We start from the raw sequence: 25,521 nt of genomic DNA, 5'->3' as shown, positions 1-25,521 counted from the left end.
GGTCGCCCCGGAACACGGGGCGGCCTCCCGCCCGCCCCGGGAGACCTCATGACGATCGTCAGTACACGGCTGGTCGACGACCTCGCGCGCACTCCTCCGCCCCGAGCCACGCTCGTCCTCGCCGTGGTGGCGGCCCTGCTCCTCGCCCTCGCGGCGCTGGTGTCCGTGCCGCCGGCACCGCCGCGGTGCGCGCCGGTCGGGGCACCGGTCCACCTCGACCGCACTCCCCTGCCGACGTCCGACCCCGTCTCCGTGACGGTCGGATCGATCGACGCGTGCTCGACGCTCCAGCCCGTGGGCGTCGACGCGCAGAAGCGGATCGAGGTGCCCTCGGTCCACACCCCCGAGCAGGCCGGCTGGTACCGGCTCGGTCCCACGCCGGGCGAGCTCGGGCCGGCCGTGGTCGTCGGGCACGTCAACGGCGACGGACGCGCGGGCGTGTTCGCCGACCTCGACGACGTCGAGGAGGGCGACCGGATCGCCGTCGCCCGGCGGGACGGGCGGACGGCGTTCTTCACCGTCACCACCGTCGTCCAGTCCGACAAGGACGCCTTCCCGACGACGGCGGTCTACGGCGACACCCGCGACGCCCAGCTCCGGCTCATCACCTGCGGCGGGGCCCTCGACCGCAGCGCCCACCGCTACGACGACAACGTGATCGTCTTCGCCGCCTACGACGGCTGGTCACCCACCTCATGAAGGAGACACCCATGAAGCGCCTCGCATCCGCCGTCGCCGTGTCGGCGGTCCTCGTGCTGGCCCCGGTCGGGCTCGCGGGCTCGGCCTCCGCCCAGACGTTCTCGAGCTGCAAGGAGGCGGCCGCCATCGGCGTCTTCAACATTCCTCTCGGTGCGCCCGGGTACCGGCCGGCCCTCGACCGGGACAAGGACGGCGTCGCCTGCGAGCGGGACGGCTCCGACGGTGCGGTCGATTCGGGCGACACCGGGCAGGACGAGTCGGTCTCCACGTCCGACTACACCCGGCCGGACCAGGTGACGGTCGTGCCGGAGGGCGGGGCGGAGACCGGCGACGGCAGCACCGAGAACGGCGCGGCCTGGTGGCTCGGTGGCGGGCTCCTCGCCGCGGCGGCCGGGATGGTCGGCGCGCGCCGGGTCCGCGCACGGGCCTGACGGCCTGCTGAGACGTCACGCATCGGGCTCCCGGGGCAGCCGGAGCCCGATGGGTGACGTCTCGCCCGAGCATGATCACGTCGAGTGGACCGTCATGGCTGATGTCGATCTTCGGAACAGCCATGTGCGTCCACTCGACGTGATCATGGTCAGGCGGCTCCGGCGAGCGTGGCGCGCGGCTGACGTCCGGTGCGCGCCGTGTGCCACCGCTGACATGAGCCAGGACGACCGGCGACACCGAACGACACGGGCGCCCGGAGCGCCTCAGCGCGAGGCAGCCACCGGCAGCCGCGACCCGTCGTCGGGAACGGTGAGCGCACGGCGGGAGAACCACATGCCGGCCAGCCCGATCAGCAGGACCGGGACGTGCACGGCCATGGCGACGCGGAAGACGTCGGCGTCCCACGCGTCCGGGGAGCCCGCACCCTGCAGGTCGAGCAGGACGCCGACCAGCGCCACGACGAGCAGTGAGGACACGAACCCGCCCACGTTCGTCATCCCCGACGCGCGGCCGATGGACCCCGGGGGCACCGCGGACCGGGCGACGTCGAAGGCCACGAGCGAGGCCGATCCCCCGCTCGCGACGATCACCACCAGCACCACGAGCAGCCACAGCGGCACCGTCCCCGGCCAGGCGAGCACCACGCACCAGGCCACCGCCTGCCCCAGCACCGACGCGGTGATCAGCGTGACGCGGCGGTGCGGGAACCGGCCGGAGAGCAGCCCGAACAGCGGGCCGAAGAGGATGGTCACCAGCACGACGCCGCTGGTCAGCAGCCGTGCCGGACCGACCGGGACGCCCTCCCCCGCCGTCAGGAAGGGGAAGCCCCAGAGCAGGCCGAATACGTTCGCCGAGAACGGCGAGGCGAAGTGGCACCAGAAGCCGAGCCGGGCGCCCGGGCTCGCGACGACCTCGCGCATGCGGCCGTGCTCGGTCGCCGCCACCACCCCGAGCGGGCCGGGCCGGACGACCAGCGCCGCGGCGACCGCGACCAGCCCCGTGGCGCCGGCCGCGACGAGGTACGCGGCGGTCCAGCCCGAGGAGACCACCAGACCGGCGAGCGGGATGGCCGACACCGCCTGCCCGAACTGGCCGAGGATGCCGGAGAGCTGGTTGACGACCGGGACGCGTCGTGGTGCGAACCACGTCGGGACGAGCCGCAGGACGCTGACGAACATGACGGCGTCGCCGGCGCCCGCGAGCACCCGCCCGACCACCGCGACCGGGAACGACGGCGCCACCGCCAGCAGCACCTGCCCGACGGCCACGAGCACGGCGCCGCCCGCGATGAGGCGGCGCGGGCCGAAGCGGTCGACGAGCATCCCGGCGGGGATCTGCAGCACGGCGTAGACGGCGAGCGAGAGCACGGCGAGCAGGGACAGCACGCCCGCGGAGACGTCGAACCGGGCCGCCGCGACGGGTCCGGTCGCGGCGAGCGCGGAGCGGCCGGTCACCGAGCAGACGTACGCGAGGACCGCCGTGCCCCAGACGAGCAGTCTCACAGCGTGCGGGACCCGCCGATCGGGAGGTCCCAGAGGTCGTCCCGGTCACGGCCGGCGCGGGCCCAGGCCCGGCGGGTCGCCTCGATCGGCTCGAGCACCGGCTCGCCGGAGAGCACGAAGGTGCCCCAGTGGACCGGGACCACCCGGCGCACGCCCAACGTCTCGGCCACCTTCACCGCCTCGGCGGGATCCATGTGCACCGTGCGCAGCAGCTCCCGCGGCGCGTAGGCACCGACCGGCAGCGCCGCGATCTCGATCCGGCGGTGCCGGGCGGCGATCCGGGCGACGTGCGGCCCGGCCGCGCTGTCGCCGGCGTGGTGGACCGCGCGGCCGTCGGGCGCGGTGACCACCCAGCCGCCCCAGAGCCGGTGGCAGTAGTCGGTCACCGTGCGCCGCGACCAGTGCCGGGCCGGGACGAACTCGATCCGCACCTCGCCGGAGAGCCCCGCGACGCCGACCGACTCCCACCAGTCCAGCTCGACGACGTCGGTGAACCCGCGGGCCCGGAAGAAGGCGGCGGAGTTCAGCCCCGCGAGGATGCGCGTCGACCGCGGGAGGGCGCCGAGGGTGCGGACGTCGAGGTGGTCGTAGTGGTCGTGGCTGATCAGCACCGCGTCGATCCGCGGCAGCTCCGCGACCGTCCGACCGGGCGGGGTCAGGCGCTTCGCCGCCCCCGGGATGCCCGGCGAGAGGACCGGGTCGACGAGCACCGTCACCCCGTCGACCCAGAGCAGCGCGGACGCGTGCCCCAGCCAGGTCACGCCGAGCCGTCCCGACGCCGGGTCGGGCAGCTCCGCCCCTGGCGTCACCGGGATGCGGGCCGCGTCCCGCCGCGCGTCGGCGTCGTCCGGGTAGGTCCACCACAGCCGCAGCGCCCCCCACGGGCCGAGCGGCTCCGAGCTCAGCCGGTGGCGGAAGTCCGGGGCGGTCACGTCAGAACGCCGGCCACGGGATCGGCGGCCACCCGCCGGAGGGCGAGGGCAGCTCGTCGTCGTGCAGCAGCCGGTCGGTCCGCGAGCGCAGCGCCTTGATCTCGCGCTGCGTGATGTGGTCGTTCAGCTCCTCGGCGAGGTCGGCGGCGTTGCCGGGCGAGAGCGCCGCGCGCAGCCGCTTCAGGCCGTCCTTGACCTCGTCGTCCAGCGGCTCGCCGACCCAGCCCCACAGCACGGTGCGCAGCTTGGTCTCCTGGTGCAGGCAGATGCCGTGGTCGACCCCGTAGGTGCGGCCGTCGGTGCCGGCGAGGACGTGCCCGCCCTTGCGGTCGGCGTTGTTGACGACGACGTCGAGCGCGGCCATCCGCCGCAGCCCCGGGTCGTCGGCGTGCACGAGCAGCGCCGGCTCCCCGTCGGCGCCGCGGGCCCGCAGCACGGTCCGCCAGCCGGGCTGCACCAGCTTCGGCTCGATGACGTCGACCAGCTCGCGCTCGTCGTCGGTCTCGATCCACCGCTGGACCATGCCCGGACCGAACGGGCCGTCGCGCAGGACCGTCGGCGGCACGACGTGGAAGCCGGCCGCCTTGCTGACCAGGTAGGTGGCGACCTCGCGGCCGGCGAGCGTGCCGTCGGGGAAGTCCCACAGCGGGCGCTCGCCGCGCACCGGCTTGTAGACGCAGTGCTCCTCGACGCCGTCCAGGGTGACCGCGCAGAACAGCGTCGTGTTCGAGGCGTCGGTCAACCGACCCTCGACGTCGAGGGTCCCCCGCCGCAGCAGGTCCTCGAAGCGGTCGACGTCGACCGGGTCCGGCGTGCTCTGGGTGTCGGTCAAGCGCTCCGTCCCCGGGAGCCGGTGCGGACCGTCACGACTCGGCCGCGACGCGTCGGAAGCCGTTCTGGCGCGGGCACACGTGGCCGGCGGCGTCCAGCGGCTGGGTGCACAGCGGGCACAGGCGGCGGCCGGCTCCCACCACGCGCTCGGCACGGGTGGCGAAGGCGCGGGCCCGCTCCGGGCTGAGGAACACCCGCAGGGCGTCGGGCCCCTCGTCGGTGTCGTCGAGCACCACCGACTCGTCGACCTCCTCCTCGGTGACCGCGAGCAGCTCGACCACGACGCTGCGGGACTCGGCGTCCCAGCCGAGGCCCATCGTGCCGACGCGGAACTCCTCCTCGACGGGGACCTCGAGCGGCGAGGTGTCGACCTCGTTCTCCGGCGTGGTCGGCGGCACCTCGGCCCCGAAACGCCGGGAGACCTCCTCGAGCAGGGTGCCGATGCGCTCCGAGAGCACGGACACCTGCTGCTTCTCCAGCAGCACCGACACGCGGCGGACCGACTCGGTCGCCTGCAGGTAGAACGAGCGGTCGCCCGGCTCGCCGACCGTGCCGGCGACGAACCGGTCGGGCTGGCGGAAGACGTGGATCACCCTGGGCATGGCCCCTCGATTGGTCGTGCTGATCGGGCCGAGATGGGATTCCCGGCTGGACGGCTCGGCATGCGCCGGGTCAGTTTACGCCGGTCGAGCCGCCGACCACCGCGTCGGCGGAGTCGTCGGCGGACCGGTCGGCCGCCCCCTCGGCGGCCTCGCTCCCGGGCTCCGGGTCGGGCTTCGGCACGAGCGAGGCGAGGTCGCCGCCGGTGTCGTTGACGCGCACCACGAAGGGCCGCGTCGGTGTGTAGCTGATCACACTGATCGACGACGGGTCGACCGTGATGCGCTGGAACGAGTCCAGGTGCAGCCCGAGGGCGTCGGCGATCACCGACTTGATCACGTCCCCGTGGCTGCAGGCGACCCAGATGGCCTTCGGGCCGTGCTCCTCGGCGATCCGGGCCGCGTGGCGCCGGATCGCGGCGACCGACCGGTGCTGCACCGCCGCGAGCCCCTCGCCGCCCGGGAAGACCGCCGCCGACGGGTGCGCCTGGACGACCTTCCAGAGGTCCTCCTTGCCGAGCTCGCCGAGCGTCTTGCCGGTCCAGTCGCCGTAGTCGACCTCCGCGAGGTCGTCCTCGACGACCGCGGTGAGGTCGCGGGCGGCCAGCAGCGGCCCGAGGGTCTCGTCGCAGCGCTGCAGCGGCGAGCGGACGGCGGCGGCGATCGGCAGCTGCGCGAGCCGCTCGACGAGCTTCTCGGCCTGGGCGCGTCCCGTGTCGTCGAGCCCGACGCCGGGTGAACGTCCGGCCAGGACCCCCGAGACGTTCGCGGTCGAGCGTCCGTGGCGGAGCAGGATCACCGTGGTCACGTCCGCCCACCCTAATCCTGCGCCGACGGACCGGGTGATCAGGTGGCCGGGACGACGCCGCCGAGGACGGCCAGCAGCACGACCAGGCCCAGCAGCACCCGGTACCAGACGAACACGTAGATGGTGTGGTTCTCGACGTAGCGCAGCAGCCACGCGATCGACGCGTAGCCCACGCCGAAGGCGATCACCGTGGCGAGCGCGATCTGGCCCCAGCTCGACGTCACCTGGCCCGGGAGGGCGGGCTCGCCGATGTCCTTGAGCTTGTAGATGCCGGACGCGAACACCGCGGGCAGGGCCAGCAGGAACGAGAACCGCACGGCGACGGCCCGCTCGAGCCCGAGGAACAGACCGGCGCTCGTCGTCGCGCCCGACCGGGACACCCCGGGGATCAGGGCGAGCATCTGCCCCAGGCCCATGAGCACCCCGTCGCGCAGGGTGAGCTGGTCGGCGCCGCGGCGCTGCCGGCCGTACTTCTCGGCCGCCGCGAGGACGAGGCCGAAGCCGATCAGCACCGAGGCGTTGAGCGCGAGGTTGCGCGCCGGGCCGTCGATGAGGTCCTGGAAGAGCAGACCGGCGACGCCGATCGGCAGCGAGCCGAGCCCGACGTACCAGGCGAGCCGGTAGTCGTAGCCCCGCTCGTGGCGGTTGCGCAGGCCGCGGAACCACGCCGTGACGAGGCGCTTGATGTCCGGCCAGAAGTAGAGGAGCACCGCGAACTCGGTGCCGAGCTGGGAGACGGCGGTGAACGCGGACCCGGCGTCGTGCCCGAAGAAGAACGCGGAGGTGAACCGCAGGTGGGCCGAGGACGAGACGGGCAGGAACTCCGTCAGGCCCTGGACGAGGCCGAGGACGGCGGATTCCAACCAGCTCATCTGCACGGGAACGGCACGCTATCGGACGGCCCTGCGGGTGTCGTCGGTCGGTCCGGGGGTGCCTCCCCCTACGCTCCCGCTCCGTGGAACAGCGACGACTCGGTGCCAGCGGGCTACGGGTCTCGCGACTCGCGCTCGGCACCATGACGTGGGGCCGCGACACCGACGCCGACGAGGCGGGGGCCGCGCTCCTGGCGTTCCTCGACGCGGGCGGCACCCTCGTCGACACCGCCGACGTCTACGCCGACGGCGAGGCCGAGGCGATCCTCGGCGGGCTGTTCGCCGACGTGATCCCCCGCAGCGAGGTGGTGGTGGCCACGAAGGCCGGCGCCCGCCGCGAGGACGGCCCGTTCGGCGGCGGGGCCTCCCGCGCCTCGCTGCTGGCCTCCCTGGACGCCTCGCTGGCCCGGATGGGCACCGACTACGTCGACCTCTGGCAGCTCCACGCCTGGGACCCCGAGGTACCGCTGGACGAGACGCTCTCGGCGGTGGACCTCGCGGTGTCGTCGGGCCGGGTGCGCTACGCCGGGATCGCCAACTACGCCGGCTGGCAGGTCGCCGCGGCGGCCCGTTCGGCAGGGCTGCCGCTGGTCAGCGTGCAGTCGGAGTACTCGCTGCTCGATCGCTCCGTGGAGGACGAGGTGCTCCCGGCGGCCGAGTACCACGGGCTCGGCCTGCTGCCGTGGGCCCCGCTGGGCCGCGGGGTGCTCACCGGCAAGTACCGCGACGGCACGCCCGCCGACTCCCGCGGCGCGTCCGCCCACCTGGGCCCCTACGTCGGCGCGCGGCGCACCGACCGGGCGGCCCGGATCGTGCAGGCCGTGGTCACGGCCGCGCACGGACTGGGCACCTCGCCGCTCGCGGTCGCCCTCGCCTGGGTGCGCGACCGGCCCGGCGTCGTGGCCCCCGTCGTGGGCGCGCGCGACGGCGCGCAGCTCCTCGGGTCGCTCGAGGCGGAGGAGCTGACGCTGCCCCCGGCGATCCGCGGTGCCCTCGACGACGTGTCCTCATCGCCTCTGGTGCCCCTCGGCGTCGTGGGGTCGGGCGACGACGCCCCCGCACCCTGGACCTGACGTACGGTGGTCGACGGCCGACCCAGGAGGTTGCACGTGAGTGACTCGCAGCGGTCCGTCCCCGCCGGCATGACCCTCGAGGCCGGCGTCGTCGACGGTGACTGGGAGTACCAGCCGATCCGCCTGCCGCGCGACGTGTCGCGGCTCAACGCCACGGCCGAGCTCGGCCTTCGGGCGCAGTTCGGCGGGTGGGAGCTGGCGCGGACGCTGCTCTACGCGGACGGCACCCGGAAGGTGTGGCTGCGCCGGAAGCTCTCGCGGATGCGCGAGGCCGTGTCGGTCTGAGCCCTGCTTCTGTGGCAGGAAAGCGTCGTTGCCGGCGTCCAGTGGCAGGGAATCCACTTTCCCGACGGCGGGTTCGGCCGGCTCGGGACGCCCGCCGCCCTTCGCTCAGCAGGGTCGGCCCGTCACGGCGTGACGACGACCCGCCCCGTCGTCGTGCGGGCGGCGATCGCGTCCAGCGCGTCCGGGAGCTGCTCCAGCGTGTACTCCGCGCCCACGAGCGGGTCGATGGCGCGGCGGGCCCACAGGGACTCCAGCTCCCGCTGCCACGCGTCGATCAGCTCCGGCGAGCGCTTCTGGTAGGCCGCCCAGTGCACGCCCACGACGTCGTAGTTCTTCACGAGCGCGTGGTTGGTCGGGGCGTCGGCGATCCGCCCGCCCGCGAACCCGATGACGAGGATGCGGCCCTCCCACGCCACGACACGGCGGGAGGCGTCGAAGGTGTCGCCTCCGACCGGGTCGTAGACCACGTCCACCCCGCGGCCGTCGGTCAGCTCCTTCACCGCCGGGATCAGCGCGGTCGCCTCGGCGTCCAGCACCAGCACCTCGTCGGCGCCACAGCGACGGGCCACGGCCTCCTTGTCGGCCGACCCCACGGTCGCGATCACCCGCGCGCCCGCCGCCTTCCCCAGCTGCACCGCCGCCGCGCCCACGCCTCCGGCGGCCGCGTGCACCAGCAGCGTGTCGCCCGCCGAGAGCGACGTCCGGTGGTGCAGCGCGCACCACCCGGTCTGGTAGGCCACCCAGAACCCGGACGCCTGCGCCGCCGACATGCCCTCGGGCCACGGGTAGGCCCACGACAGGGCCGCGTACTCCGCGTACCCGCCGTGCGGCATCGCCGCCGGGCCGAACACCCGCTCGCCGGTCTCCACGTCGACGCCCGCCACCTCGAGGCCCGGCGTGAACGGCAGCGGCGGCTTCTCCTGGTACGTGCCGCGGCAGTACAGGATGTCGGCGAAGTTGACCGAGGACGCCTCGACCCGCACCACCCGCCGTCCGGAATCCGGTGCAGGCTCCGGGAGATCCGTCAGCGACAGGACCTCCCGCGGCTCCCCGAACGACGTGACCGTCCAGCCGCGCACCCTCAGCCCTCCCAGGACAACGAAGGAGGTGCGTCGCCCGTCCGCGGCCCCGGCACCCCGCGGAAGCCGTACGGCCCCGGCTCGCGTCCGGGCTGCACGTACCAGCACTCCCCTGGCTCGCCGCGGTCGAGCATGGCGTCGACCGCGTCGGCGACGTCGCCCGGCGTCAGGAGCGGGAAGTCGCCGAACTGCTCCTTGATGTGCGCGATGAGCGCGGTGTCGGCGAACCCGGGGCACAGCGCCATCGCGCGGATGCCCTCCGGCGCGAGCGTCGCCGCGGCCGATCGGACGTAGCCGACCACGGCGTGCTTGGTGAGCGTGTAGATCGCGTCGCCCGGCAGCGGGACCAGGCCCGCGAGGGACGCCGTCGCGATGATCGTCCCGCCGCCGGCGCGACGGAGGGCCGGCACGGCGGCGTTCAGCCCGAACACGACGTGGTCGACGTTGACGCCGAGCACCGTGCGGTAGGCCGCGACGTCGAGGTCGGTGATCCCCGACTGCCCGCCGACGGAGCCCGCGTTGAGGTGCACGACGTCGAGCCGCCCGCCCCAGGACTCGACCTCGGCGAACGCGCTCGAGAGGGCCGACTCGGAGGTGACGTCGCACGCCACGGCGAGCCCCTCGATCTCGGCGGCCACCCGGGAGGCGGCCACGGCGTCCCGGTCGACGACGCCGACCTTCGCGCCCGCGGCGGCCAACCGCCGCGACACCGCCTCGCCGATCCCCGAGGCCCCACCGGTCACCAGTGCGGTCAGCACGTCCTCAGAATCCTCTCCAGCACGCGGACACCGAACTGCAGCGCGTCGACCGGCACCCGCTCGTCGATGCCGTGGAAGAGCGCCGTGAAGTCGAGGTCCGGGGGCAGCCGCAGGGGCGCGAACCCGAAGCAGCGCATCCCGAGCTGCTCGAACGCCTTCGCGTCGGTCCCGCCGGACATCATGTAGGGCAGCGTGCGGGCGTCGCCGTCCTCGGCCTGCACCGCGGTGGTGATGCAGTCGACCAGGTCGCCGGAGAACTCGGTCTCGACGGCGGGGAGGTTGCGGATCCACTCGCGCTCGACGTCGGGACCGAGGATCTCGTCGAGCTCCCGCTCGAAGGCCTCCTGACGGCCCGGCAGGACGCGGCAGTCGACGGTCGCCTCGGCGGTCGACGGGATGACGTTGGCCTTGTAGCCGGCCTGCAGCATCGTCGGGTTGGCGGTGTCGCGGGTGGTCGCGCCGACCACGCGGGCGACCCCGCCGAGCTTCGCGACGGCACCGTCGAGCGCGGCCGCCGAGTCGGTGGGGAACTCGATGCCGGTCAGGCGGGTGACCTCGTCGAAGAAGCCCTGCACCGACTCGGTGAGCGTCAGCGGGAAGCGGTGCCGGCCGAGGCGCGCGACGGCCTCGGACAGGATCGTCACGGCGTTCTCGTCGTGGATCATCGACCCGTGCCCGGGGCGCGAGCGCACCCGCAGCTTCATCCAGGCGATCGACTTCTCCGCCGTCATGACGGGGTAGACGCGGACGTCCTCCCCGAGCGTCACCGAGAAGCCGCCGACCTCGCCGAGCGCCTCGGAGCAGCCCTCGAACAGGTCGGGACGGTGCTCGGCGAGCCAGTGCGACCCGTACGCGCCGCCGGCCTCCTCGTCGGCGAGGAACGCGAAAACGATGTCGCGCGGGGGCACGATCCCCTCAGCTTTGAACTGACGCGCGAGCGCCAGGATCATCGCGTCCATGTCCTTCATGTCGACCGCGCCGCGGCCCCAGACGTAGCCCTCCTGGACCGCGCCGGAGAGCGGGTGGACCGACCACTCCTCGGCGTTGAACGGCACCACGTCGAGGTGGCCGTGCACCAGCAGCGCCGGCCGCGACCGGTCCGCGCCCTCGAGGCGGCAGAAGACGTTGTCGCGGCCCGGCGCGCCGGACTCGACGATCTCGGTCTCGTACCCGGCCTCGCGCAGCTTCGCGTCGACGTACCGGGCGGCCTCGGCCTCCCCCGTCGTCGTCTCCAGCTCGCCGGTGTTGCTGCTGTCGATCTGGATCAGCTCGCTCGTGAGCTGCACGACCTCGTCCTCGGCGGCACCCATGCGGCGCATCCTGCCAGCCGTAGCGACACCCCGTGTGATCGCTGCGGGACCGGTGTCGTAGTCTTCTTCCTGCAGGTCCGAGTGGCGGAATGGCAGACGCGCTAGCTTGAGGTGCTAGTCCCCGAGTAGGGGGTGGGGGTTCAAGTCCCCCCTCGGACACACACGAAGGGCCGTCGATCCGACGGCCCTTTTGTCATTCCCGACGACGGGTCGCGCGGGCCCGTCCACCGTCCGACCCGGAGCAACTGATGCCGCAGGGAACCGTCCGTTGGTTCGACGTCGAGCGGGGGTTCGGCTTCCTCGCCCCCGACGAGGGCCCGGACGTGTTCGTGCACGCCTCCGCGGTCCTCGGGGACGGGACGGTGCTGCGCGAGGGCCAGGCCGTCGAGTTCGAGATGGGCGAGAACGACCGCGGCCCCCAGGCGCTCCGCGTCCGCGTCACCGGCGACGTCGCCGCCGACAGCGCCCTGGGGGTGCTCGGCACCGTCACCTGGTACGAGCCGGCCAAGGGGTACGGCTTCGCGTCGCCGGACGGCGGCGGCGCCGACGTCTTCGTGCACAGCTCCGCGATCGTGACCGGCGGGGTGGTCGCCGAGGGGCAGCGGGTGGCCTTCGTCGTGGTCGAGGGCGAGCGCGGCCCGCAGGCCGGGCACGTGATCCCGCTGGGACCGGAGGCCGGCGCCCCCGCCGCGACCGGCAGCGCGACCGGCACCGGCGACGGCGCCGACGGCACGGTGGCCTGGTATGACGAGGACAAGGGGTTCGGCTTCATCACCCCCGACTCCGGCGACGGGGACGTCTTCGTCCACGCCCGGGCGCTGGACGAGGGGCTGACCTGGCTCGCGGAGGGCGACCGGGTCGCCTTCGACGTGGCCGCCGGGGACAAGGGCCCGCAGGCCCGGAACGTCGGCCTGGTCCGAGGCGCCGCCGAGCCGCAGGCCGCCCCGCAGCGGCCGGCACCCGCTGCGAAGCCGCCGTCGAAGAACGTGCCTGCGCGCGGCGGCGAGGGCGTCGTCGCGCGCTACGACGCCGACCGCGGTTTCGGCTTCATCACCCCGGACGCCGGCGGCGACGACCTCTTCCTCCACGTGTCCGTCATCGTGGGGTCGGAGTCGCTGGAGAAGGGCGACCGGGTCCGCTACAAGGTGCGGCAGAGCGACCGGGGCCCGCAGGCCGACCGCGTCGAGCGCCTCTGAGGGATCAGGCCCTCGCCCTCCTCGGCCGCTCGGCCTGCCCCGCCTTCTCGGCCTTGAGCCGGGCCTCCTCGCGCTGGGTCTCGGCGCGCAGGTTCCGCTCGTTGCGCAGCCACTCGGGCTGCTCCTCCTTGATGGCCGCGATCTGCTCGGTGGTGAGCGGCTCGGTGATCTCCGCGCGCGCCAGCCCCGAGATCGACACGCCCAGCCGGTCGGCGACGACGGGACGCGGGTGCGGACCGTCGCGACGCAGGTCGCGCAGCCACTCCGGCGGGTCGGCCTGCAGGGCGTCGAGCTCCTCGCGGGAGACCACGCCCTCCTGGAACTCGGCGGGCGTCGCCTCGAGCAGTACACCGAGCTTCTTCGCCGCCGTCGCGGGTTTCATCGTCTGCGTCTGGCGGGCCATGGGGCCACGATATCGGGCTCGTTATCCTCCCTCGGTGACCGAGCAGCCCGCCGCCTTCCGGCTCGGCCACGTCCCGGGCGTCACGCCCGACAAGTGGGCGCGGATGTGGGCCGAGCGTCGTCCGCAGGTCCCGCTGGAGGTCGGCCTCGGGACCACCGACGAGGTCGTGGCGCGGATCCGGGGCGGAGAGCTCGACGCCGGCCTGGTCCGGCTGCCGATCGACCGGACCGGGCTCCACGCGATCCCGCTCTACACCGAGGTCACGGTGGTCGTGGTGCCGAAGGACCACGTGGTCACCGCGGCCGAGGAGGCCACGCTCGACGACCTCGCCGACGAGATCGTCCAACGTCCGCAGGACGACACCCTCCCCTGGACCGAGCGGCCCGGCCGCGCCGCGGTGTCCGACCCGGAGACCACCGCCGACGCGATCGAGCTCGTCGCCGCCGGCGTCGGGGTGCTGGTCCTCCCCCTGTCGCTGGCCCGCCTGCACCACCGCCGCGACCTCACCCACCGGCCCCTCACCGATGCTCCGACCTCGGCGGTCGCGCTCACGTGGCCGGACGCGGAGAACAGCGAGGACATGGAGGAGTTCATCGGCATCGTCCGCGGACGCACGGTGAACAGCTCCCGGACCCCGCGGTCCGAGGAGAAGCCGCGCACCTCGGAGAAGCGGCGGACCGTGGAGAAGCGCCGTCCGCCCCGCCGCCCCCCGCGCCGCCGATGAGGGCGGGCGCCCTCGCGCTCGGCGCGATCCTCGCCGTCGTCTCCACCTTCCCGGCGATGTCCCTCGGCGGGCCGCCGGCGGTCGTCGGCGTCTACGTCGTGATCGTCGCGCTGGTCCTGGCCGCCGACGTCGCGCGTCCGCCGCGGTGGGTGCTCGGCGGCCTGGTCGCGGTCGTCGCCGTCGGACTGGTGGTCGCGTTCGTGCTCGGCCCGCCGTCGTGGACCCCGGGCCTCGGCAGCGATCGCGCCGACGCGCTCGACGTCGCGCTCACCCGCCTCGCGGGCGGGCTCTACCCGTACACCGGCCTGACCTACCTCGGGAACCCGATCACCCCGCTCCCCGGCTCGCTGGTCCTCGCCGCGCCGTTCTGGGCGCTGACCGGCCACGCGGCCTGGCAGAACGTCGCCTGGACGCTGGTGCTGCTGCCGGTGCTGAACGGAGGGTGGCGCCTGCGCCCGGCGCCGACGCTGCTGTGGGCGCTCGTGGCGATCACCCCCGAGGTGGCGCGCGAGTTCCTCGTCGGCGACGACCTCGTGTCGAGCGTCGTCCCCGCCGTCGCGGCCGCGGCCTGGGTGTTGCGGGCCCGCTCCCCGCTGTTCCTGACGACGGGGGCGGTCGCTCTCGGGATCGCCACGTGCACCCGGCCGCACCTGGCGCTCGTCGTCGTGATCGTGGCCGTGGCGGTGGGGTTGCGCCCCTCCCGTCGTGGCAGGAAAGCGTCGTTGCCGGCGTCCACTGACAGCAACGACGCTTTCCTGCCACAGGGGTGGCGGGCCGGCCTGCTCGTGGGCGGGATCGCCGCGCTCACGTGGGCGGTGCTGATCGTGCCGTTCCTCCTCGGCGGGACCGACCGGTTCTCGCCCCTGCACGTCGGCGCCAAGGTGACCGGCGAGCGCGGTCTGCACCCGGCCATCGTCGGGATCGCGGTCCTGGCGCTGGCCCTCCTGGTCGCCGCGCTGGTCCGGCTGCGGCCGACCACGGAGAGCGCGGTCGGCTGGTGCGCCGCCGCCGTCCTGATCGCGCCGACCGTGCTCTCGGCCGGGTTCTGGCTGCTGCTCACCAGCAGCGTGTGGCAGGCCGACCTGACGCTCGGGGCCGGCGCGGTCCCGTTCGCTGCCTGGGCACTCGCCCGTTCGCGAGGGGAGGATCCGAGCGCTCTCGTGACACGAGGGTTCCCCTCACGCCGGAGGAGGGTGAGCGCGTGAGCACCTTCGTGCCCTGGGGGACGTCGCACGTCGTCGTCGTGGTCCTCACCGTCGTCGGGGCGGTCGCGCTGGTGCCGTTCGCGCGGAGGGCGCCCGCACCCGTCGTCGGGAAACTGGAGCGGACGCTCGCGGTCCTGCTCGTGCTGACCACGCTGGCGTACCAGATCTACGCGTTCGAGCCCGCTCGGGCGGGTCAGACGCTGCCGCTCTGGCTCTCCGACCTCGTGCCCTACGTCGCGGCCTACGCCCTGTGGAGCGGGCGGCAGTGGGCCTACGGGATGACCTACTACTGGGCGCTGACGCTCACCGTCCAGGCCATCGCCACGCCGGCCCTCGGCGGCCCGGACTTCCCGGCCCCGAGCTTCCTCGCCTTCTTCACCGCACACGTGCTGCCGATCTGGGCCGCGGTGCTGCTGACGTGGGGCCGGCGTCGGCGGCCGGGCTGGACCGACTACGGGCGGACCGTCGCGGCGACCCTCGTCTGGGCCGCGGTCGCGCAACCGGTCAACCTGCTCACCGGTGCCAACTACGGCTACCTCGACCGCAAGCCCGACGCCGCCTCCATCCTCGACCTCTTCGGGCCCTACCCGACGTACCTGCTGGTGGAGGCGGTCGTGGTGCTCGCGGTCTGGGCACTGATCACGTTCCCCTGGACGGCCCTGGCCGCTCGGCCGGGCGGAGCGATCCCGGGTCAACGGGAGCTCAGCGGCGGGTGAGGTGGAGGTGAAGCGGGTAGGACCCGGTTCGTTCGCCTCAGGAAGGAAGCTCCCCATGACCGCGAGGAACGACGCGCCCTCGGCGCTCGTGCCGCCCCCGGAGGACCCGACCGACGAGGGCCGTGACGCCGAGGACTCGTCGTCGGGACAGAGCACGCTGTCGGTGATCCTCGCCTTCGCGGCGAACGCCGCGGTGGGCGTGCTCAAGCTCGTCGCAGGCCTGCTCACCGGCTCGTCGGCGATGCTCGCCGAGGCGGCCCACTCGGCGGCCGACTGCGTCACCGAGGTGCTGCTCTTCACCGCGCTGCGCCGTTCGGGCAAGCGGGCCGACCGGGCGCACCCCTTCGGCTACGGCAAGGAGCGCTTCTTCTGGGCGATGATCGCCTCGGTCTCGGTGTTCGTCGTCGGCGCCACGTACTCGGTCTACGAGGGCATCACGACGATCATCGAGAACGCGCCCGACCCGGCCGAGGAGCAGTACGCCTGGGTCGCCTACTCCGTGCTCGGGCTCTCCGCGATCATCGAGGGGATCTCCTGGCAGCAGGCGCTGCGGCAGTGCCTGCGCGAGCGCACGGAGCTGAAGCTCTCGCTCGCGCGCTACCTGCGCCTCTCCGACGACCCGACGGTCAAGAGCGTGCTCTTCGAGGACACCGCCGCGCTCGTCGGTCTGCTCTTCGCCGCGGTCGGGGTCGTGCTCCACCAGGAGACCGGCTCCTCGATCTGGGACGGCATCGCCTCGATCATGATCGGCCTGCTGCTGGCCGTCGTCGCCGTCATCCTCGGGCGGACCAACAAGAACCTCCTCATCGGCCGCGCCGCGGAGCCGCGCGTGACCAAGGCGATCTACGACCACCTCGACGCCGCCCCGGAGGTCACCGCGGTCGTCGACCTGCAGACCATGCTCACCGGCACCGACTCGGTCCTGCTGTGCGCCCGCGTCGACTTCCGGGACGAGCTCTCGGTCGGCGACCTCGAGCGGGCCTGCGTCCGGCTCGACGACGAGCTGCGGGAGCGCTTCGGCGACCTCGACCAGGTCTTCCTGGAGCCCGTCCCCCGCGAGGACGAGGACCTCCGGCGGGCCGTCCTGGAGAGGTTCGGCACCTCCCTCGCCGAGTGGCGGGCGGAGCAGGACAGACTCGGCGGATGAGCGACGGTCCCCTGCACCTCCACGACGACGGGGCGGTGCGGGTCCTCACCCTCGACGTCCCCGAGCGCCGGAACGCCCTCACCGTGCCCCTGCGCCGCGAGCTGCGCGCCGCGCTCGAGGCCGCCCATCTCGACGACGGGTGCCGGGCGCTCGTGGTGACCGGCGCCGGGAAGCACTTCAGCTCGGGGGGCGACGTCTCCTCGATGCCGCAGGGCGACCGCGCGGACGCCCGCGACCGGTTGCACCTAATCGCCGACGTCATCTCGCTGCTCGTCGAGGGCCCGCTACCCGTGGTGGCGGCGGTCGAGGGGGCCGCGGTGGGAGCCGGCACGTCGGTGGTCGCGGCGTGCGACTACGTCGTGGCCGGCCGGAGCTCGCGGTACGGCGCGATCTTCGGCCGCCTCGGGCTGGTCGCCGACTCCGGGCTCTTCTGGACCCTGCCGCGCAAGGTGGGCGCCGGACCGGCCCGCCGTCTGCTGCTGCGCGGCCGGTTGTTCGACGGGGCGGAGGCGGAGCGACTGGGCCTCGTCGACGAGCTCGTCGACGACGGGTCGGCGCTGGACGTCGCGGTGGAGCGTGCGCAGGAGATGGCGGCGGCCGCGCCGTTGGCCCTCGCGGCCACCAAGCGGATCCTCGCGAACCCGCCCACCAGCCTCGCCGAGGCGCTGCACGTCGAGGAGACCACGCAGGTCGGGATGTTCGAGACCGAGGACTTCGCCGAGGGCCGCGCGGCGTTCCTGGAGAAGCGCACGGCGCAGTTCCGGGGCCGCTGAGCCCGACGGGCGCGGGTTGCGGATCGATCACGGGAGGTGTGGGGTCGCGCGATCGGGTCATCCGTTGCGCAGCCCAACCATCGAGGAGTGCCCGTGCGTGCCACCGTCCGGACGTTCGCGACCCTGCTCGCGTCCGCCGCCCTCGTCCTGCTGCCGACGACCACCGCGTCGGCGAGCCCCGTCCTGCCGCCCGCGCCGCCCGCCCCGGTGCCCGTCGCCCCGGCCGCGCCGGCGCCCGTGTCGCCCACCCCCTGCGCGATCACGGCGAAGGCCTGCATGGACCTGTCGTCGCGCCAGGCCTGGCTCACCGACGGCGCCGGCCACATCACCTACGGGCCGGTCGCCGCCCGCGGCGGGAAGAAGGGGGCCGCGACCCCGGTCGGCACCTTCCACGTGCTCTATCGCGACAAGGACCACTACAGCCGCGAGTTCGACGCCCCGATGCCGTACTCGGTGTTCTTCTACCCGGGCGACGCCTTCCACGAGGACAACCCGAACGTCGCGTCCAACGGCTGCATCCACCTGCGCGCCGCGTCGGCGGAGAAGTTCTACGACACCCTGCGGACCGGCGACGAGGTCCAGGTCGTCTCCTGAGCCCGGGCTCGGCGCGCGCGACGATGGACGGGTCCGCTCCGCCGACCCCGGGAGACCGCACCGTGAGCCGTGCCCTCGACCTCGCCCGCGCCCTCGTCCGGCTCGACACCCGCGGCGGGGGTGAGCGGGTCGCCGCCGACCTGGTCGCCGAGCGGCTCGCCGACGCCGGGCTCCGGGTCGACCTCGACGAACCGCAGGCGGGGCGGGCGAACGTCGTCGCCCGGACCCGGGACGTCCGCGCCACCGATCGCCCCGTCCCGGTGACCCTGTCCGGCCACCTCGACACGGTGCCCGCGGACGACGCCGTCTGGTCCTTCGACCCGTTGGCCGGGGACGTCGTCGACGGGCGGCTGCGCGGCCGCGGCGCGAGCGACATGAAGGGCGGGGTCGCGGCGATGATCGAGGCGGCCACCGTCCACGCCCGGGACGGCGGCGGCGACCTCCAGCTCGTGTTCACCTTCGGCGAGGAGACGGGGTGCGACGGGGCCCGGGCGCTCGACCGGACGCTGCTCGCCCCGTCGCCGCTGCTCGTGGTCGGCGAGATGACCGGCGGTCGGCCCCTCCTGGGACACAAGGGGGCGCTGTGGTTGCGGCTGGTCGCGCGCGGCGTCCCCGCCCACGGGTCGCGCCCGGAGCTGGGACACAACGCTCTGGTCGACCTCGCCCGCGCGGCGCTGGCCGTGCACGCCCACGACGACTGGCCGGTCAGCGACACCCACGGCCCCATGACGGCGAACGTCGGCACCTTCCACGCGGGGGTCGTGCCGAACGTGGTGCCCGACCGCGCCGAGATGTGCGTCGACCTGCGCCTCGTGCCCGGGACCGACGCGGACGCGGTCGTCGCCACGATCGGCGGGCTCGTCGGCGACGACGTCGCCGTCGAGCGCCTGGTCGACCTCCCCGTCGTCGACACCGACCCCGCGACGGTGTCCCACGCCCGCCGTCTCCTCGGCGGCGAACGGGAGCCCGGGTACGCCACGTACTTCACCGACGCCGCCGTCCTCGCCGGCGCGCTCGGCGGGGCCGGCGTGATCATCTGCGGCCCCGGTGACCCGGACCAGGCCCACGTCACCGACGAGACCTGCTCGGTCGCCCGGGTCGAGGAGGCGGTCGCCGCGTACGGGCGGCTGCTCGCAGGCGGGTGAGACCCGTCGTCGGGAACCTCACTCCCCCGTCTCGCCGTCCACCGCCTCGCGAAGCAGGTCGGCGTGGCCGTTGTGCCGCGCGTACTCCTCGATCATGTGCACGAGGATCCAGCGCAGCGTGACCGGCCGCTCCGGCGGCTTCGGATCGCGGGCGACCGCGTCGAGCCCCTGCTCCCGCAGCGCCTCGGCCACCACGGCCCGGGAGCGGTCGACGGCCGCACGCCACTGCGACCGCAGCACGTCCGGCGCGGCGGTGGCGGCCCACGGGTCGTCCGCGGTGGCGACCGACCGGCCCGCGAAGTCGTCGGTGAACCAGGAGTCCTCCACCGCCGTCAGGTGTCCGAGCAGACCGCCCAGCGTCATGGTCGAGACCCCGACCCTCGTCGCGAGCCCCGCCCCGTCGAGACCGCCGCACTTCCACGCGAACGTCGCGCGCTGGAACTCCAGGAAGCCGACCAGGGTGTCCGCCTCGGGGGCGGCGATCGGCGGGTCGGGGCGGTCCCCGAGCACGAATCCGGCCATGGCGGTTGCCTATCAGGACACCCCGACGACGACCTCCCTTCCCCCGGCGGGCGCTCGTGCGGCAGGGTCGTGAGCATGGGCATCGATCAGACGACGGAGCGGGCACCGCGGCTGGGGCTGCGACGGGACGGGCTGGACCCCGCTCCCGAGGTCACGGCGCTGCGGGAGGCCGACGGGACCTGCCCGGTGACCACCCTCGTCGGGCACGCCGCGACGCTCGTGGCCGGTTTCGCCGACGCCCGGACGGTGCACGGCGACCCGGCGTTCGGGTTCGAGGGGCTCCCGCTGCCGCCCGGCGAGCTCGACGCCGACGAGATGGTGCGCCGCCGGGCCGGGATGCTGCTCGCGCTCGACCCGCCCCACCACACGCGCCTGCGGCGCATGCTCACCGGCCGGTTCACCGTGCGCGCGATGAAGGAGCTCGAGCCGCGCATCGTCACGATCGTCGACGACGCGCTCGACGCGATGGAGAAGGCCGGCTCCCCGGCCGACCTCGTCGCCGACTTCGCCCTCCCGGTGCCCTCCCTGGTGATCTGCGAGCTGCTCGGGGTCCCGTACGCCGACCGCGACGGCTTCCAGGAGCGCGCGGCCCTCACCCTTCGCTCCGACCTGCCGTTCGCCCGGCGGGCTCAGGTGATCACCGAGTCCCGCGCCTACATGGCCACGCTGGTCGAGCGCGCCCGTCGCGACCCGGGCGACGACCTCATCGGCATGCTCGTCCGCGAGCACGGCGACCGTCCCGCCGCGGACGGTGGCATCGACGACGACGAGCTGGCCGGGCTCGCCAACCTGCTGCTCGTCGCGGGTCACGAGACGACCTCGAACGTCATCGCGCTGGGCACTCTCGAGCTGCTGCGGGATCCCGTGCAGATGGCGGCGACCCGCGCGGCGCTCGACGACGACGCCGCGCTCGGTCGGGTCGTGGAGGAGCTGCTGCGCCACGTGTCCCCGGTCTCGGCGGGCTTCCCGCGGGTAGCCGCGCACGACGTGGTGGTGGGGACGCACGAGTTCCCCGCAGGCTCGCTGGTCACGGCCTCGCTCTGCGCCGCCAACCGCGACCCGGCGCTCGGCGAGGGGCTCGACCACCTCGACGTCCGTCGTACCCCGATCCCGCACGTCGCGTTCGGCTACGGCATCCACCACTGCCTGGGCGCCCCGCTGGCGCGGGTGGAGCTGCGGATCGCCTTCCGGGCCCTGCTGCGCCGCTTCCCGGACCTCGCCCTCGTCGACGGTCCGCTCGAGTACCGGCACGAGAACCTCATCCACGGGGTGGAGGCGCTGCCCGTGAGGTGGGCTACGCCCTCGTGAGTAGTAATCCGTGTCCCAGCACGGATTAGTGCTCACAGGCCGAAGGCACCCCAGAGGTATGCCTCTCGTCAGGATCGACCTCGTCCGCGGCCGCGCGCCGGAGGAGGTGCGCCGCCTCGCCGACACCGTCCAGGAGGTCATGCTGGACGTCTTCGCCGCCCCGCCCGGCGACCGCTACCAGGTGATCCACCAGCACGACGCCGGCGAGATCATCGCCGAGGACACGGGCCTCGGGATCGAGCGCACCGACGGCGTGACGATCATCCAGGTGACGCAGCAGGGCCGCGGGCGCGAGCAGAAGGAGGCCCTCTACGCCGCGCTGGCGAAGCGGCTCGACGAGGAGGGCCTGGTGCGCCCGACCGACCTGATCGTCTCGGTCGTGCGCAACGAGCCGGAGGACTGGTCGTTCGGGCACGGCCGCGCCCAGTTCCTCACCGGCGAGTTGTAGCGGCGTTCAGCTCGGCGTACCGGTCGGGCAGGACGAGCCGCGGCCCGTCCGGGTCCAGCCCCGGAATGATCGGCTCGGGGATGGGCCGGTCGGCGGCCGCGAGGATCTCGGCCACCGACCCGTACTGCCGGAGCTCGAGGAAGGTGCAGTACTGCGGCGGCAGCATCATCACGGTGTCGCCGGCTGCTGCCAGGGCCTCGTCGACCCCCAGCCAGGCCGCCGCGTCGGACTCCGTCGACACCCCGGCCGCCTGCTGCCCCTCCGGGCTCGCCGTCACGAAGAAGAACGTCCGGTAGCGGCGCGGCTCGAACTCCGGGGTGACCCAGCAGGTCCAGGCCCGCAGCAGGTCGGTGCGCAGGACGAGCCCGCGGTCGCGGAGCAGGTCGGTGAAGGCCAGCTCCCGCGCCTCGAGGGCACGCCGGGCCTCCTCCCACTCCGCGCCCGAGGTGTCGGAGACGACGGACGAGCCGTCGGGTCCGGCGAGGAGGACCCCCGTCTCCTCGAACGTCTCCCGGACCGCCGCGCAGACGACCGCGCGCGCCGGGCCCTCCTCGAGGCCGAGGCTCGCAGCCCAGTCCGCGGGTGAGGGACCCACCCACCCGATCTCGTCGGTCGCGTCCCGCGGGTCGACCCCGCCCCCGGGGAACACGACCATCCCGCCGGCGAACGCCATCTGGGTGCGCCGCCGCAGGAGGAACACCTCGACGCCGGACGTCCCGGACCGCAGCAGGACCGTCGACGCCGCGACCTTCGGCGTGGCCGGGTCGGCGGCGCGGGCGGTGAAGTCCGCGAGCTGGTCGGCGAAGCCGGGCGGGAGCGCCGTGGGGTCCATGGGCCCATCTGATCACATCCGGCTCACGCCGGAACCCCGACGAACCCGCCGTCCGCGGCCGCCGCGAGGTTCACACCAGGCAGGTTCCGGACCCGCCGGGCATGCCTGGTGTCACCCTCGCGGCGCCGCCGGGCTCAGCCGAGCGGGGCGCAGTCCAGCGTGACGCCGACACTCACACGTCGGCGAGCTTCGGCGCGGCCTCCCCCAGCAGCTCGATGGAGTGCAGCAGGTCCGCGTGGCGCAGGCGCGGGTTCGTCATCTGCAGGTTGATCCGGTCGATCCCACCGAGCTGCTCGGCCACCCGCGTCGCCTTCTCGACGATCATGTCGGGGTCGCCGATGAAGTACGCGCCGTCGGGACCGCGGGTCGCGTCGAACTGGCGCCGCGAGGGCGGCATGCCCCCGCGCTCGCGGGCGATCGTCGTGAACATCGCCTCCCAGCCCGGGTAGAAGGCGTTGGTGGCGGCCGCGACGTCGTCGCCGAGGAACCCGAAGCAGTGCAGCCCGACCTTGAGCTGCTCCGGCGGGTGCCCGGCCTCCGCCCCGGCGCGCCGGTAGAGGTCGACCAGCGGCGCGAACTGCGCGGGCGCCCCGCCGATGATCGCGATCATCAGGGGAAGGCCCAGCGCCCCGGCGCGGTAGAACGACTCCGGGGAGCCGCCCACGCCGACCCAGATCGGGAACGGGTCCTGCGCCGGCCGCGGGAACACCGGCTGGTCGTTCAGCGCCGGACGGTGCGGGCCGGACCAGGTGACCCGCTCGTTGTCCCGGATCTGCAGCAGCAGGTCGAGCTTGGAGGTGAAGAGCTCGTCGTAGTCGGAGAAGGGCAGGCCGAACAGCGGGAACGCCTCGGTGAACGACCCACGCCCGACGACGAGCTCCACCCGGCCGCCCGAGATCAGGTCGACCGTGGCGTACTCCTGCCACACCCGTACCGGGTCGGCGGCGGAGAGCACCGTGACGGCGGACCGCATGCGGATCTGCTGGGTCCGCGCCGCGGCCGCCGCGAGGATCACGGCGGGCGCGGCGTCGTAGTACTCGCTGCGGTGGTGCTCGCCGATGCCGTAGGAGTAGAGCCCCGCCCGGTCGGCGGTCTCGATCTCCTCCAGCAGGTGCGCGAACCGCTCGACCGGACCCACCACGTGCTCGGTGTCCGGGTCGGTGACCTTCGCGACGAAGCTGTCGACGCCGACGTGCACGGCACTACCTCCTGGGTCGTTGCATGTTCAACGACGAACCTGCGGAGCGGGGACGCTATTCCGTCACAGCGTGGCGGCGAGGCGCTGGGCGAGCTTCCCGACGAAGGCCGAGGGCTCCTTGAGCTCCCCGCCCTCGGCGAGCAGCGCCATGTCGTGCAGCAGCGAGGCGGTGTCGGCGATGCCGGCGTCGTCGGGCTTCGCCGCGTGCGCGGTCCGCAGGTTCTCCACCAGCGGGTGCTTCGGGTTGAGCTCGAGCGCCCGCTTCTGCACCGGGATCTCCTGCCCCATCGAGCGCATCATCTGCTCGAGCTGCGGCGGCAGGCCCCCGACCTCGCCCACGAGGCAGGCGGGGCTCGTGGTCAGGCGGGTGGAGAGCCGGACCTCGGAGACGTCGTCGGCGAGCGTCGTCGTCATCCAGGCGAGCAGGTCGTCGAAGCCCTCGGGCTTCTCGGCGTCGTCGGAGAGGTCGACGTCGCCCTGTGCGATCGAGGCGAACGGCTTCGCGTCGTCCCCGCTGCCGTAGGACGGCACCATGCCGACCCAGACCTCGTCGACCTGGTCGGTGAGGAGCAGGACCTCGTAGCCCTTGGCCCGGAACGCCTCGATGTGCGGGGAGTTCTCCACGCTCGCGCGGGACTCGCCGGTGACGTAGTAGATCGACTCCTGGCCCTCCGGCATCCGCGCGACGTAGTCGGCGAGCGTGGTGAGCTTCTCCGGGTCGTGCGTCGAGGCGAAGCTGGAGGCCTCGAGGATGGCCTGGGTGTTGTCCTGGTCGGAGAGCAGGCCCTCCTTGAGCGCCCGCCCGCACTCGCGCCAGAAGGTGTCGTACTTCTCGGCGTTCTCACCGCGCAGGCCCGTGATCGTCTGCAGGACGCGCTTCACGAGACGCTTGCGGATCAGCTGGATCTGGCGGTCCTGCTGCAGGATCTCGCGCGAGACGTTCAGCGAGAGGTCCTGCGCGTCCACGACGCCCTTGACGAACCGCAGGTACTCGGGGACGAGCGCCTCGCAGTCCTCCATGACGAAGACGCGCTTGACGTAGAGCTGCACACCGCGCTTGGCGTCGCGGTAGTAGAGGTCCATCGGCGCGTGCGCCGGGAGGAACAGCAGCGCCTGGTACTCGAAGGTGCCCTCGCCGGTGAACCGCATCGTCTCGAGCGGCTCCTGCCAGTCGTGCGAGACGTGGCGGTAGAACTCGGCGTACTCCTCGTCGCTCACCTCGGAGCGCGGGCGGGCCCAGAGGGCCTTGCGCGAGTTGATCGGCTCGTTCGAGGTGTCGGGCGTCGACTCGTCGTCGTCCTCGGCGCCCTCGACGACCGTGTCGGTGACGCCGCTGGGGTTCAGCAGGATCGGCCACGTGATGAAGTCCGAGTAGCGCTTCACGATCCGGCGCACGACCGACGGGTCGGCGTAGTCGTGCAGGTTGTCCTCGGCGTCCTCCGCCTTGAGGTGCACGGTGATGCTCGTGCCCTGCGGGGCGTCGGCGACCTCGGCGAGCTCGTAGGTGCCCTCCCCCGCCGACTCCCAGTGCACCCCGCCGTCGGTGCCGGCCCGCCGGGTGGTCATCTCCACGCGGTCGGCCACCATGAAGCTGGAGTAGAAGCCGATGCCGAACTGCCCGATGAGCTCGGCGGTGACCTCCTCGGTCCCCGACGCCTGGGCCTCCCGCAGCTTCGCGAGCGTCTCGGCCGTGCCGGACTTCGCGATGGTGCCGATCAGCGTGACGACGTCGTCGCGGCTCATGCCGATGCCGTTGTCGGTGATCGTGAGGGTGCGGGCCTCGGGGTCGGTCCGCAGCTCGATGTGCAGGTCCGACGTGTCCACGCCGAGGTCCTTGTCCCGGTAGGACTCCATGCGCAGCTTGTCCAGCGCGTCCGAGGCGTTGGAGATCAGCTCCCGCAGGAACACGTCCTTGTCGGAGTAGATCGAGTGGATCATCAGCTGCAGCAGCTGACGGGCCTCGGCCTGGAACTCGATCGTCTCGGTCATCGCTTCCCTGCGTCCTCTCGTGCTCACCGGCGTGGTCGACGCCCACGATAATCGGACCCCCCGACAGGCTGCGGGGACCGGGGAATGCCCCGCGACCCGCCGTCGGGACGGGCGGACCTACGATGAGCCGTTCGGATCAGC

The 25,521-nt window shown here is 73.7% G+C and carries 28 protein-coding genes and 1 tRNA gene; 15 read left to right on the top strand and 14 right to left on the bottom strand.

Going from position 1 to position 25,521, the window contains the following annotated elements:
• Nucleotides 1–48: 48 nt before the first annotated feature.
• Both BJ983_RS08135 and BJ983_RS30135 read left to right on the top strand, forming a co-directional pair.
• The gene (locus BJ983_RS08135; RefSeq protein ID WP_179793353.1) at nt 49–699 is read left to right on the top strand and encodes a class F sortase; all 651 of its coding nucleotides are present in this window, start codon (nt 49–51) and stop codon (nt 697–699) included.
• Nucleotides 700–710: 11 nt separating this feature from the next.
• A complete protein-coding gene (locus tag BJ983_RS30135; protein ID WP_218890164.1) occupies nt 711–1,130 on the top strand; it encodes an excalibur calcium-binding domain-containing protein in 420 nt (139 codons plus the stop codon).
• Between the two features lie 264 nt (nt 1,131–1,394).
• Here BJ983_RS30135 and BJ983_RS08125 read toward each other — a convergent pair whose 3' ends face one another.
• From BJ983_RS08125 to BJ983_RS08100, 6 genes are all read right to left on the bottom strand, one after another.
• Nucleotides 1,395–2,633, bottom strand: coding sequence for an MFS transporter (locus BJ983_RS08125; protein WP_179793352.1), 1,239 nt, complete (start codon nt 2,631–2,633; stop codon nt 1,395–1,397).
• The gene (locus BJ983_RS08120; protein WP_179793351.1) at nt 2,630–3,565 is read right to left on the bottom strand and encodes an MBL fold metallo-hydrolase; all 936 of its coding nucleotides are present in this window, start codon (nt 3,563–3,565) and stop codon (nt 2,630–2,632) included. The genes BJ983_RS08125 and BJ983_RS08120 overlap by 4 nt, the downstream gene beginning before the upstream one ends.
• Nucleotide 3,566: 1 nt before the next feature.
• Entirely contained in the window at nt 3,567–4,397 is an 831-nt protein-coding gene (locus BJ983_RS08115; protein ID WP_179793350.1) for an SCO1664 family protein, read from the bottom strand.
• Nucleotides 4,398–4,428: 31 nt separating this feature from the next.
• Nucleotides 4,429–4,998, bottom strand: a complete 570-nt coding sequence (locus BJ983_RS08110) for a DUF3090 domain-containing protein (protein ID WP_179793349.1) — start codon at nt 4,996–4,998, stop codon at nt 4,429–4,431.
• Between the two features lie 70 nt (nt 4,999–5,068).
• Complete coding sequence (locus tag BJ983_RS08105) at nt 5,069–5,803, bottom strand: MSMEG_4193 family putative phosphomutase (RefSeq protein WP_179793348.1); 735 nt, start codon at nt 5,801–5,803, stop codon at nt 5,069–5,071.
• Between the two features lie 38 nt (nt 5,804–5,841).
• Nucleotides 5,842–6,675: an undecaprenyl-diphosphate phosphatase gene (locus BJ983_RS08100; RefSeq protein WP_179793347.1), complete on the bottom strand. Its 834-nt coding sequence runs from the start codon at nt 6,673–6,675 to the stop codon at nt 5,842–5,844.
• Between the two features lie 83 nt (nt 6,676–6,758).
• Between BJ983_RS08100 and BJ983_RS08095 the strand changes: the two genes are divergently transcribed.
• On the top strand, nt 6,759–7,748 hold the full coding sequence (locus BJ983_RS08095; protein WP_179793346.1) for an aldo/keto reductase: 990 nt from the start codon (nt 6,759–6,761) through the stop codon (nt 7,746–7,748).
• Between the two features lie 69 nt (nt 7,749–7,817).
• Nucleotides 7,818–8,033, top strand: a complete 216-nt coding sequence (locus tag BJ983_RS08090) for a DUF5703 family protein (RefSeq protein WP_179797503.1) — start codon at nt 7,818–7,820, stop codon at nt 8,031–8,033.
• Nucleotides 8,034–8,155: 122 nt separating this feature from the next.
• Here BJ983_RS08090 and BJ983_RS08085 read toward each other — a convergent pair whose 3' ends face one another.
• Genes BJ983_RS08085 through BJ983_RS08075 form a run of 3 tightly spaced genes read right to left on the bottom strand, consistent with a single transcriptional unit; the run spans nt 8,156 to nt 11,180 of the window.
• Complete coding sequence (locus BJ983_RS08085) at nt 8,156–9,112, bottom strand: zinc-binding dehydrogenase (protein WP_179793345.1); 957 nt, start codon at nt 9,110–9,112, stop codon at nt 8,156–8,158.
• A 2-nt stretch (nt 9,113–9,114) separates the two neighbouring features.
• Entirely contained in the window at nt 9,115–9,870 is a 756-nt protein-coding gene (locus BJ983_RS08080; protein WP_179793344.1) for an SDR family NAD(P)-dependent oxidoreductase, read from the bottom strand.
• Nucleotides 9,864–11,180, bottom strand: coding sequence for a M20/M25/M40 family metallo-hydrolase (locus BJ983_RS08075; RefSeq protein ID WP_179793343.1), 1,317 nt, complete (start codon nt 11,178–11,180; stop codon nt 9,864–9,866). Before BJ983_RS08075 ends, BJ983_RS08080 begins: the two co-directional genes overlap by 7 nt.
• Nucleotides 11,181–11,255: 75 nt before the next feature.
• Here BJ983_RS08075 and BJ983_RS08070 point away from each other — a divergent pair.
• Both BJ983_RS08070 and BJ983_RS32685 read left to right on the top strand, forming a co-directional pair.
• A tRNA-Leu gene (locus BJ983_RS08070) sits at nt 11,256–11,339 on the top strand.
• 89 nt (nt 11,340–11,428) lie between these two features.
• Nucleotides 11,429–12,376: a cold-shock protein gene (locus BJ983_RS32685; RefSeq protein WP_179793342.1), complete on the top strand. Its 948-nt coding sequence runs from the start codon at nt 11,429–11,431 to the stop codon at nt 12,374–12,376.
• A 4-nt stretch (nt 12,377–12,380) separates the two neighbouring features.
• Here BJ983_RS32685 and BJ983_RS08060 read toward each other — a convergent pair whose 3' ends face one another.
• Nucleotides 12,381–12,779, bottom strand: a complete 399-nt coding sequence (locus BJ983_RS08060; RefSeq protein WP_179793341.1) for a DUF5997 family protein — start codon at nt 12,777–12,779, stop codon at nt 12,381–12,383.
• 34 nt (nt 12,780–12,813) lie between these two features.
• Between BJ983_RS08060 and BJ983_RS08055 the strand changes: the two genes are divergently transcribed.
• The 7 genes from BJ983_RS08055 (at nt 12,814) to BJ983_RS08025 (ending at nt 19,083) form a co-directional block, all read left to right on the top strand.
• Nucleotides 12,814–13,503 carry a substrate-binding domain-containing protein gene (locus BJ983_RS08055; protein ID WP_343053880.1) on the top strand — a complete coding sequence of 230 codons (690 nt, stop codon included), beginning with the start codon at nt 12,814–12,816 and terminating at the stop codon, nt 13,501–13,503.
• On the top strand, nt 13,500–14,708 hold the full coding sequence (locus tag BJ983_RS08050; protein ID WP_179793339.1) for a hypothetical protein: 1,209 nt from the start codon (nt 13,500–13,502) through the stop codon (nt 14,706–14,708). Before BJ983_RS08055 ends, BJ983_RS08050 begins: the two co-directional genes overlap by 4 nt.
• Entirely contained in the window at nt 14,705–15,424 is a 720-nt protein-coding gene (locus BJ983_RS08045; RefSeq protein ID WP_179793338.1) for a TMEM164-related integral membrane acyltransferase, read from the top strand. Before BJ983_RS08050 ends, BJ983_RS08045 begins: the two co-directional genes overlap by 4 nt.
• A gap of 55 nt (nt 15,425–15,479) precedes the next feature.
• Nucleotides 15,480–16,571, top strand: coding sequence for a cation diffusion facilitator family transporter (locus BJ983_RS08040; protein WP_246325550.1), 1,092 nt, complete (start codon nt 15,480–15,482; stop codon nt 16,569–16,571).
• A complete protein-coding gene (locus tag BJ983_RS08035; RefSeq protein WP_179793337.1) occupies nt 16,568–17,344 on the top strand; it encodes an enoyl-CoA hydratase/isomerase family protein in 777 nt (258 codons plus the stop codon). Before BJ983_RS08040 ends, BJ983_RS08035 begins: the two co-directional genes overlap by 4 nt.
• Before the next feature lie 93 nt (nt 17,345–17,437).
• The gene (locus BJ983_RS08030) at nt 17,438–17,938 is read left to right on the top strand and encodes a L,D-transpeptidase (protein ID WP_343053878.1); all 501 of its coding nucleotides are present in this window, start codon (nt 17,438–17,440) and stop codon (nt 17,936–17,938) included.
• A gap of 62 nt (nt 17,939–18,000) precedes the next feature.
• Nucleotides 18,001–19,083 (top strand): M20/M25/M40 family metallo-hydrolase, encoded by a 1,083-nt coding sequence (locus BJ983_RS08025; protein ID WP_179793336.1) that lies wholly within the window; start codon nt 18,001–18,003, stop codon nt 19,081–19,083.
• Between the two features lie 18 nt (nt 19,084–19,101).
• Here the strand turns inward: BJ983_RS08025 and BJ983_RS08020 are convergent, their stop codons facing one another.
• Nucleotides 19,102–19,605, bottom strand: a complete 504-nt coding sequence (locus BJ983_RS08020; RefSeq protein ID WP_179793335.1) for a DinB family protein — start codon at nt 19,603–19,605, stop codon at nt 19,102–19,104.
• A gap of 75 nt (nt 19,606–19,680) precedes the next feature.
• Here BJ983_RS08020 and BJ983_RS08015 point away from each other — a divergent pair, with 75 nt between their 5' ends.
• Nucleotides 19,681–20,913, top strand: coding sequence for a cytochrome P450 (locus BJ983_RS08015; RefSeq protein WP_179793334.1), 1,233 nt, complete (start codon nt 19,681–19,683; stop codon nt 20,911–20,913).
• A 58-nt stretch (nt 20,914–20,971) separates the two neighbouring features.
• On the top strand, nt 20,972–21,361 hold the full coding sequence (locus BJ983_RS08010) for a tautomerase family protein (protein WP_179793333.1): 390 nt from the start codon (nt 20,972–20,974) through the stop codon (nt 21,359–21,361).
• Here the strand turns inward: BJ983_RS08010 and BJ983_RS08005 are convergent.
• The 3 genes from BJ983_RS08005 to htpG all read right to left on the bottom strand — a co-directional run bounded on the left by BJ983_RS08005 (nt 21,345) and on the right by htpG (nt 25,380).
• On the bottom strand, nt 21,345–22,193 hold the full coding sequence (locus tag BJ983_RS08005) for an NUDIX hydrolase (RefSeq protein WP_179793332.1): 849 nt from the start codon (nt 22,191–22,193) through the stop codon (nt 21,345–21,347). The genes BJ983_RS08010 and BJ983_RS08005 overlap by 17 nt on opposite strands.
• A 172-nt stretch (nt 22,194–22,365) precedes the next feature.
• Nucleotides 22,366–23,391 (bottom strand): LLM class flavin-dependent oxidoreductase, encoded by a 1,026-nt coding sequence (locus BJ983_RS08000; RefSeq protein ID WP_179793331.1) that lies wholly within the window; start codon nt 23,389–23,391, stop codon nt 22,366–22,368.
• A gap of 63 nt (nt 23,392–23,454) precedes the next feature.
• Nucleotides 23,455–25,380 carry a molecular chaperone HtpG gene (htpG, locus tag BJ983_RS07995; protein ID WP_179793330.1) on the bottom strand — a complete coding sequence of 642 codons (1,926 nt, stop codon included), beginning with the start codon at nt 25,378–25,380 and terminating at the stop codon, nt 23,455–23,457.
• Nucleotides 25,381–25,521: the final 141 nt, after the last annotated feature.

The organism is Actinomycetospora corticicola (assembly GCF_013409505.1).
Taxonomy (GTDB): domain Bacteria; phylum Actinomycetota; class Actinomycetes; order Mycobacteriales; family Pseudonocardiaceae; genus Actinomycetospora; species Actinomycetospora corticicola.
This window is presented reverse-complemented; position numbering and strand designations above follow the sequence as displayed.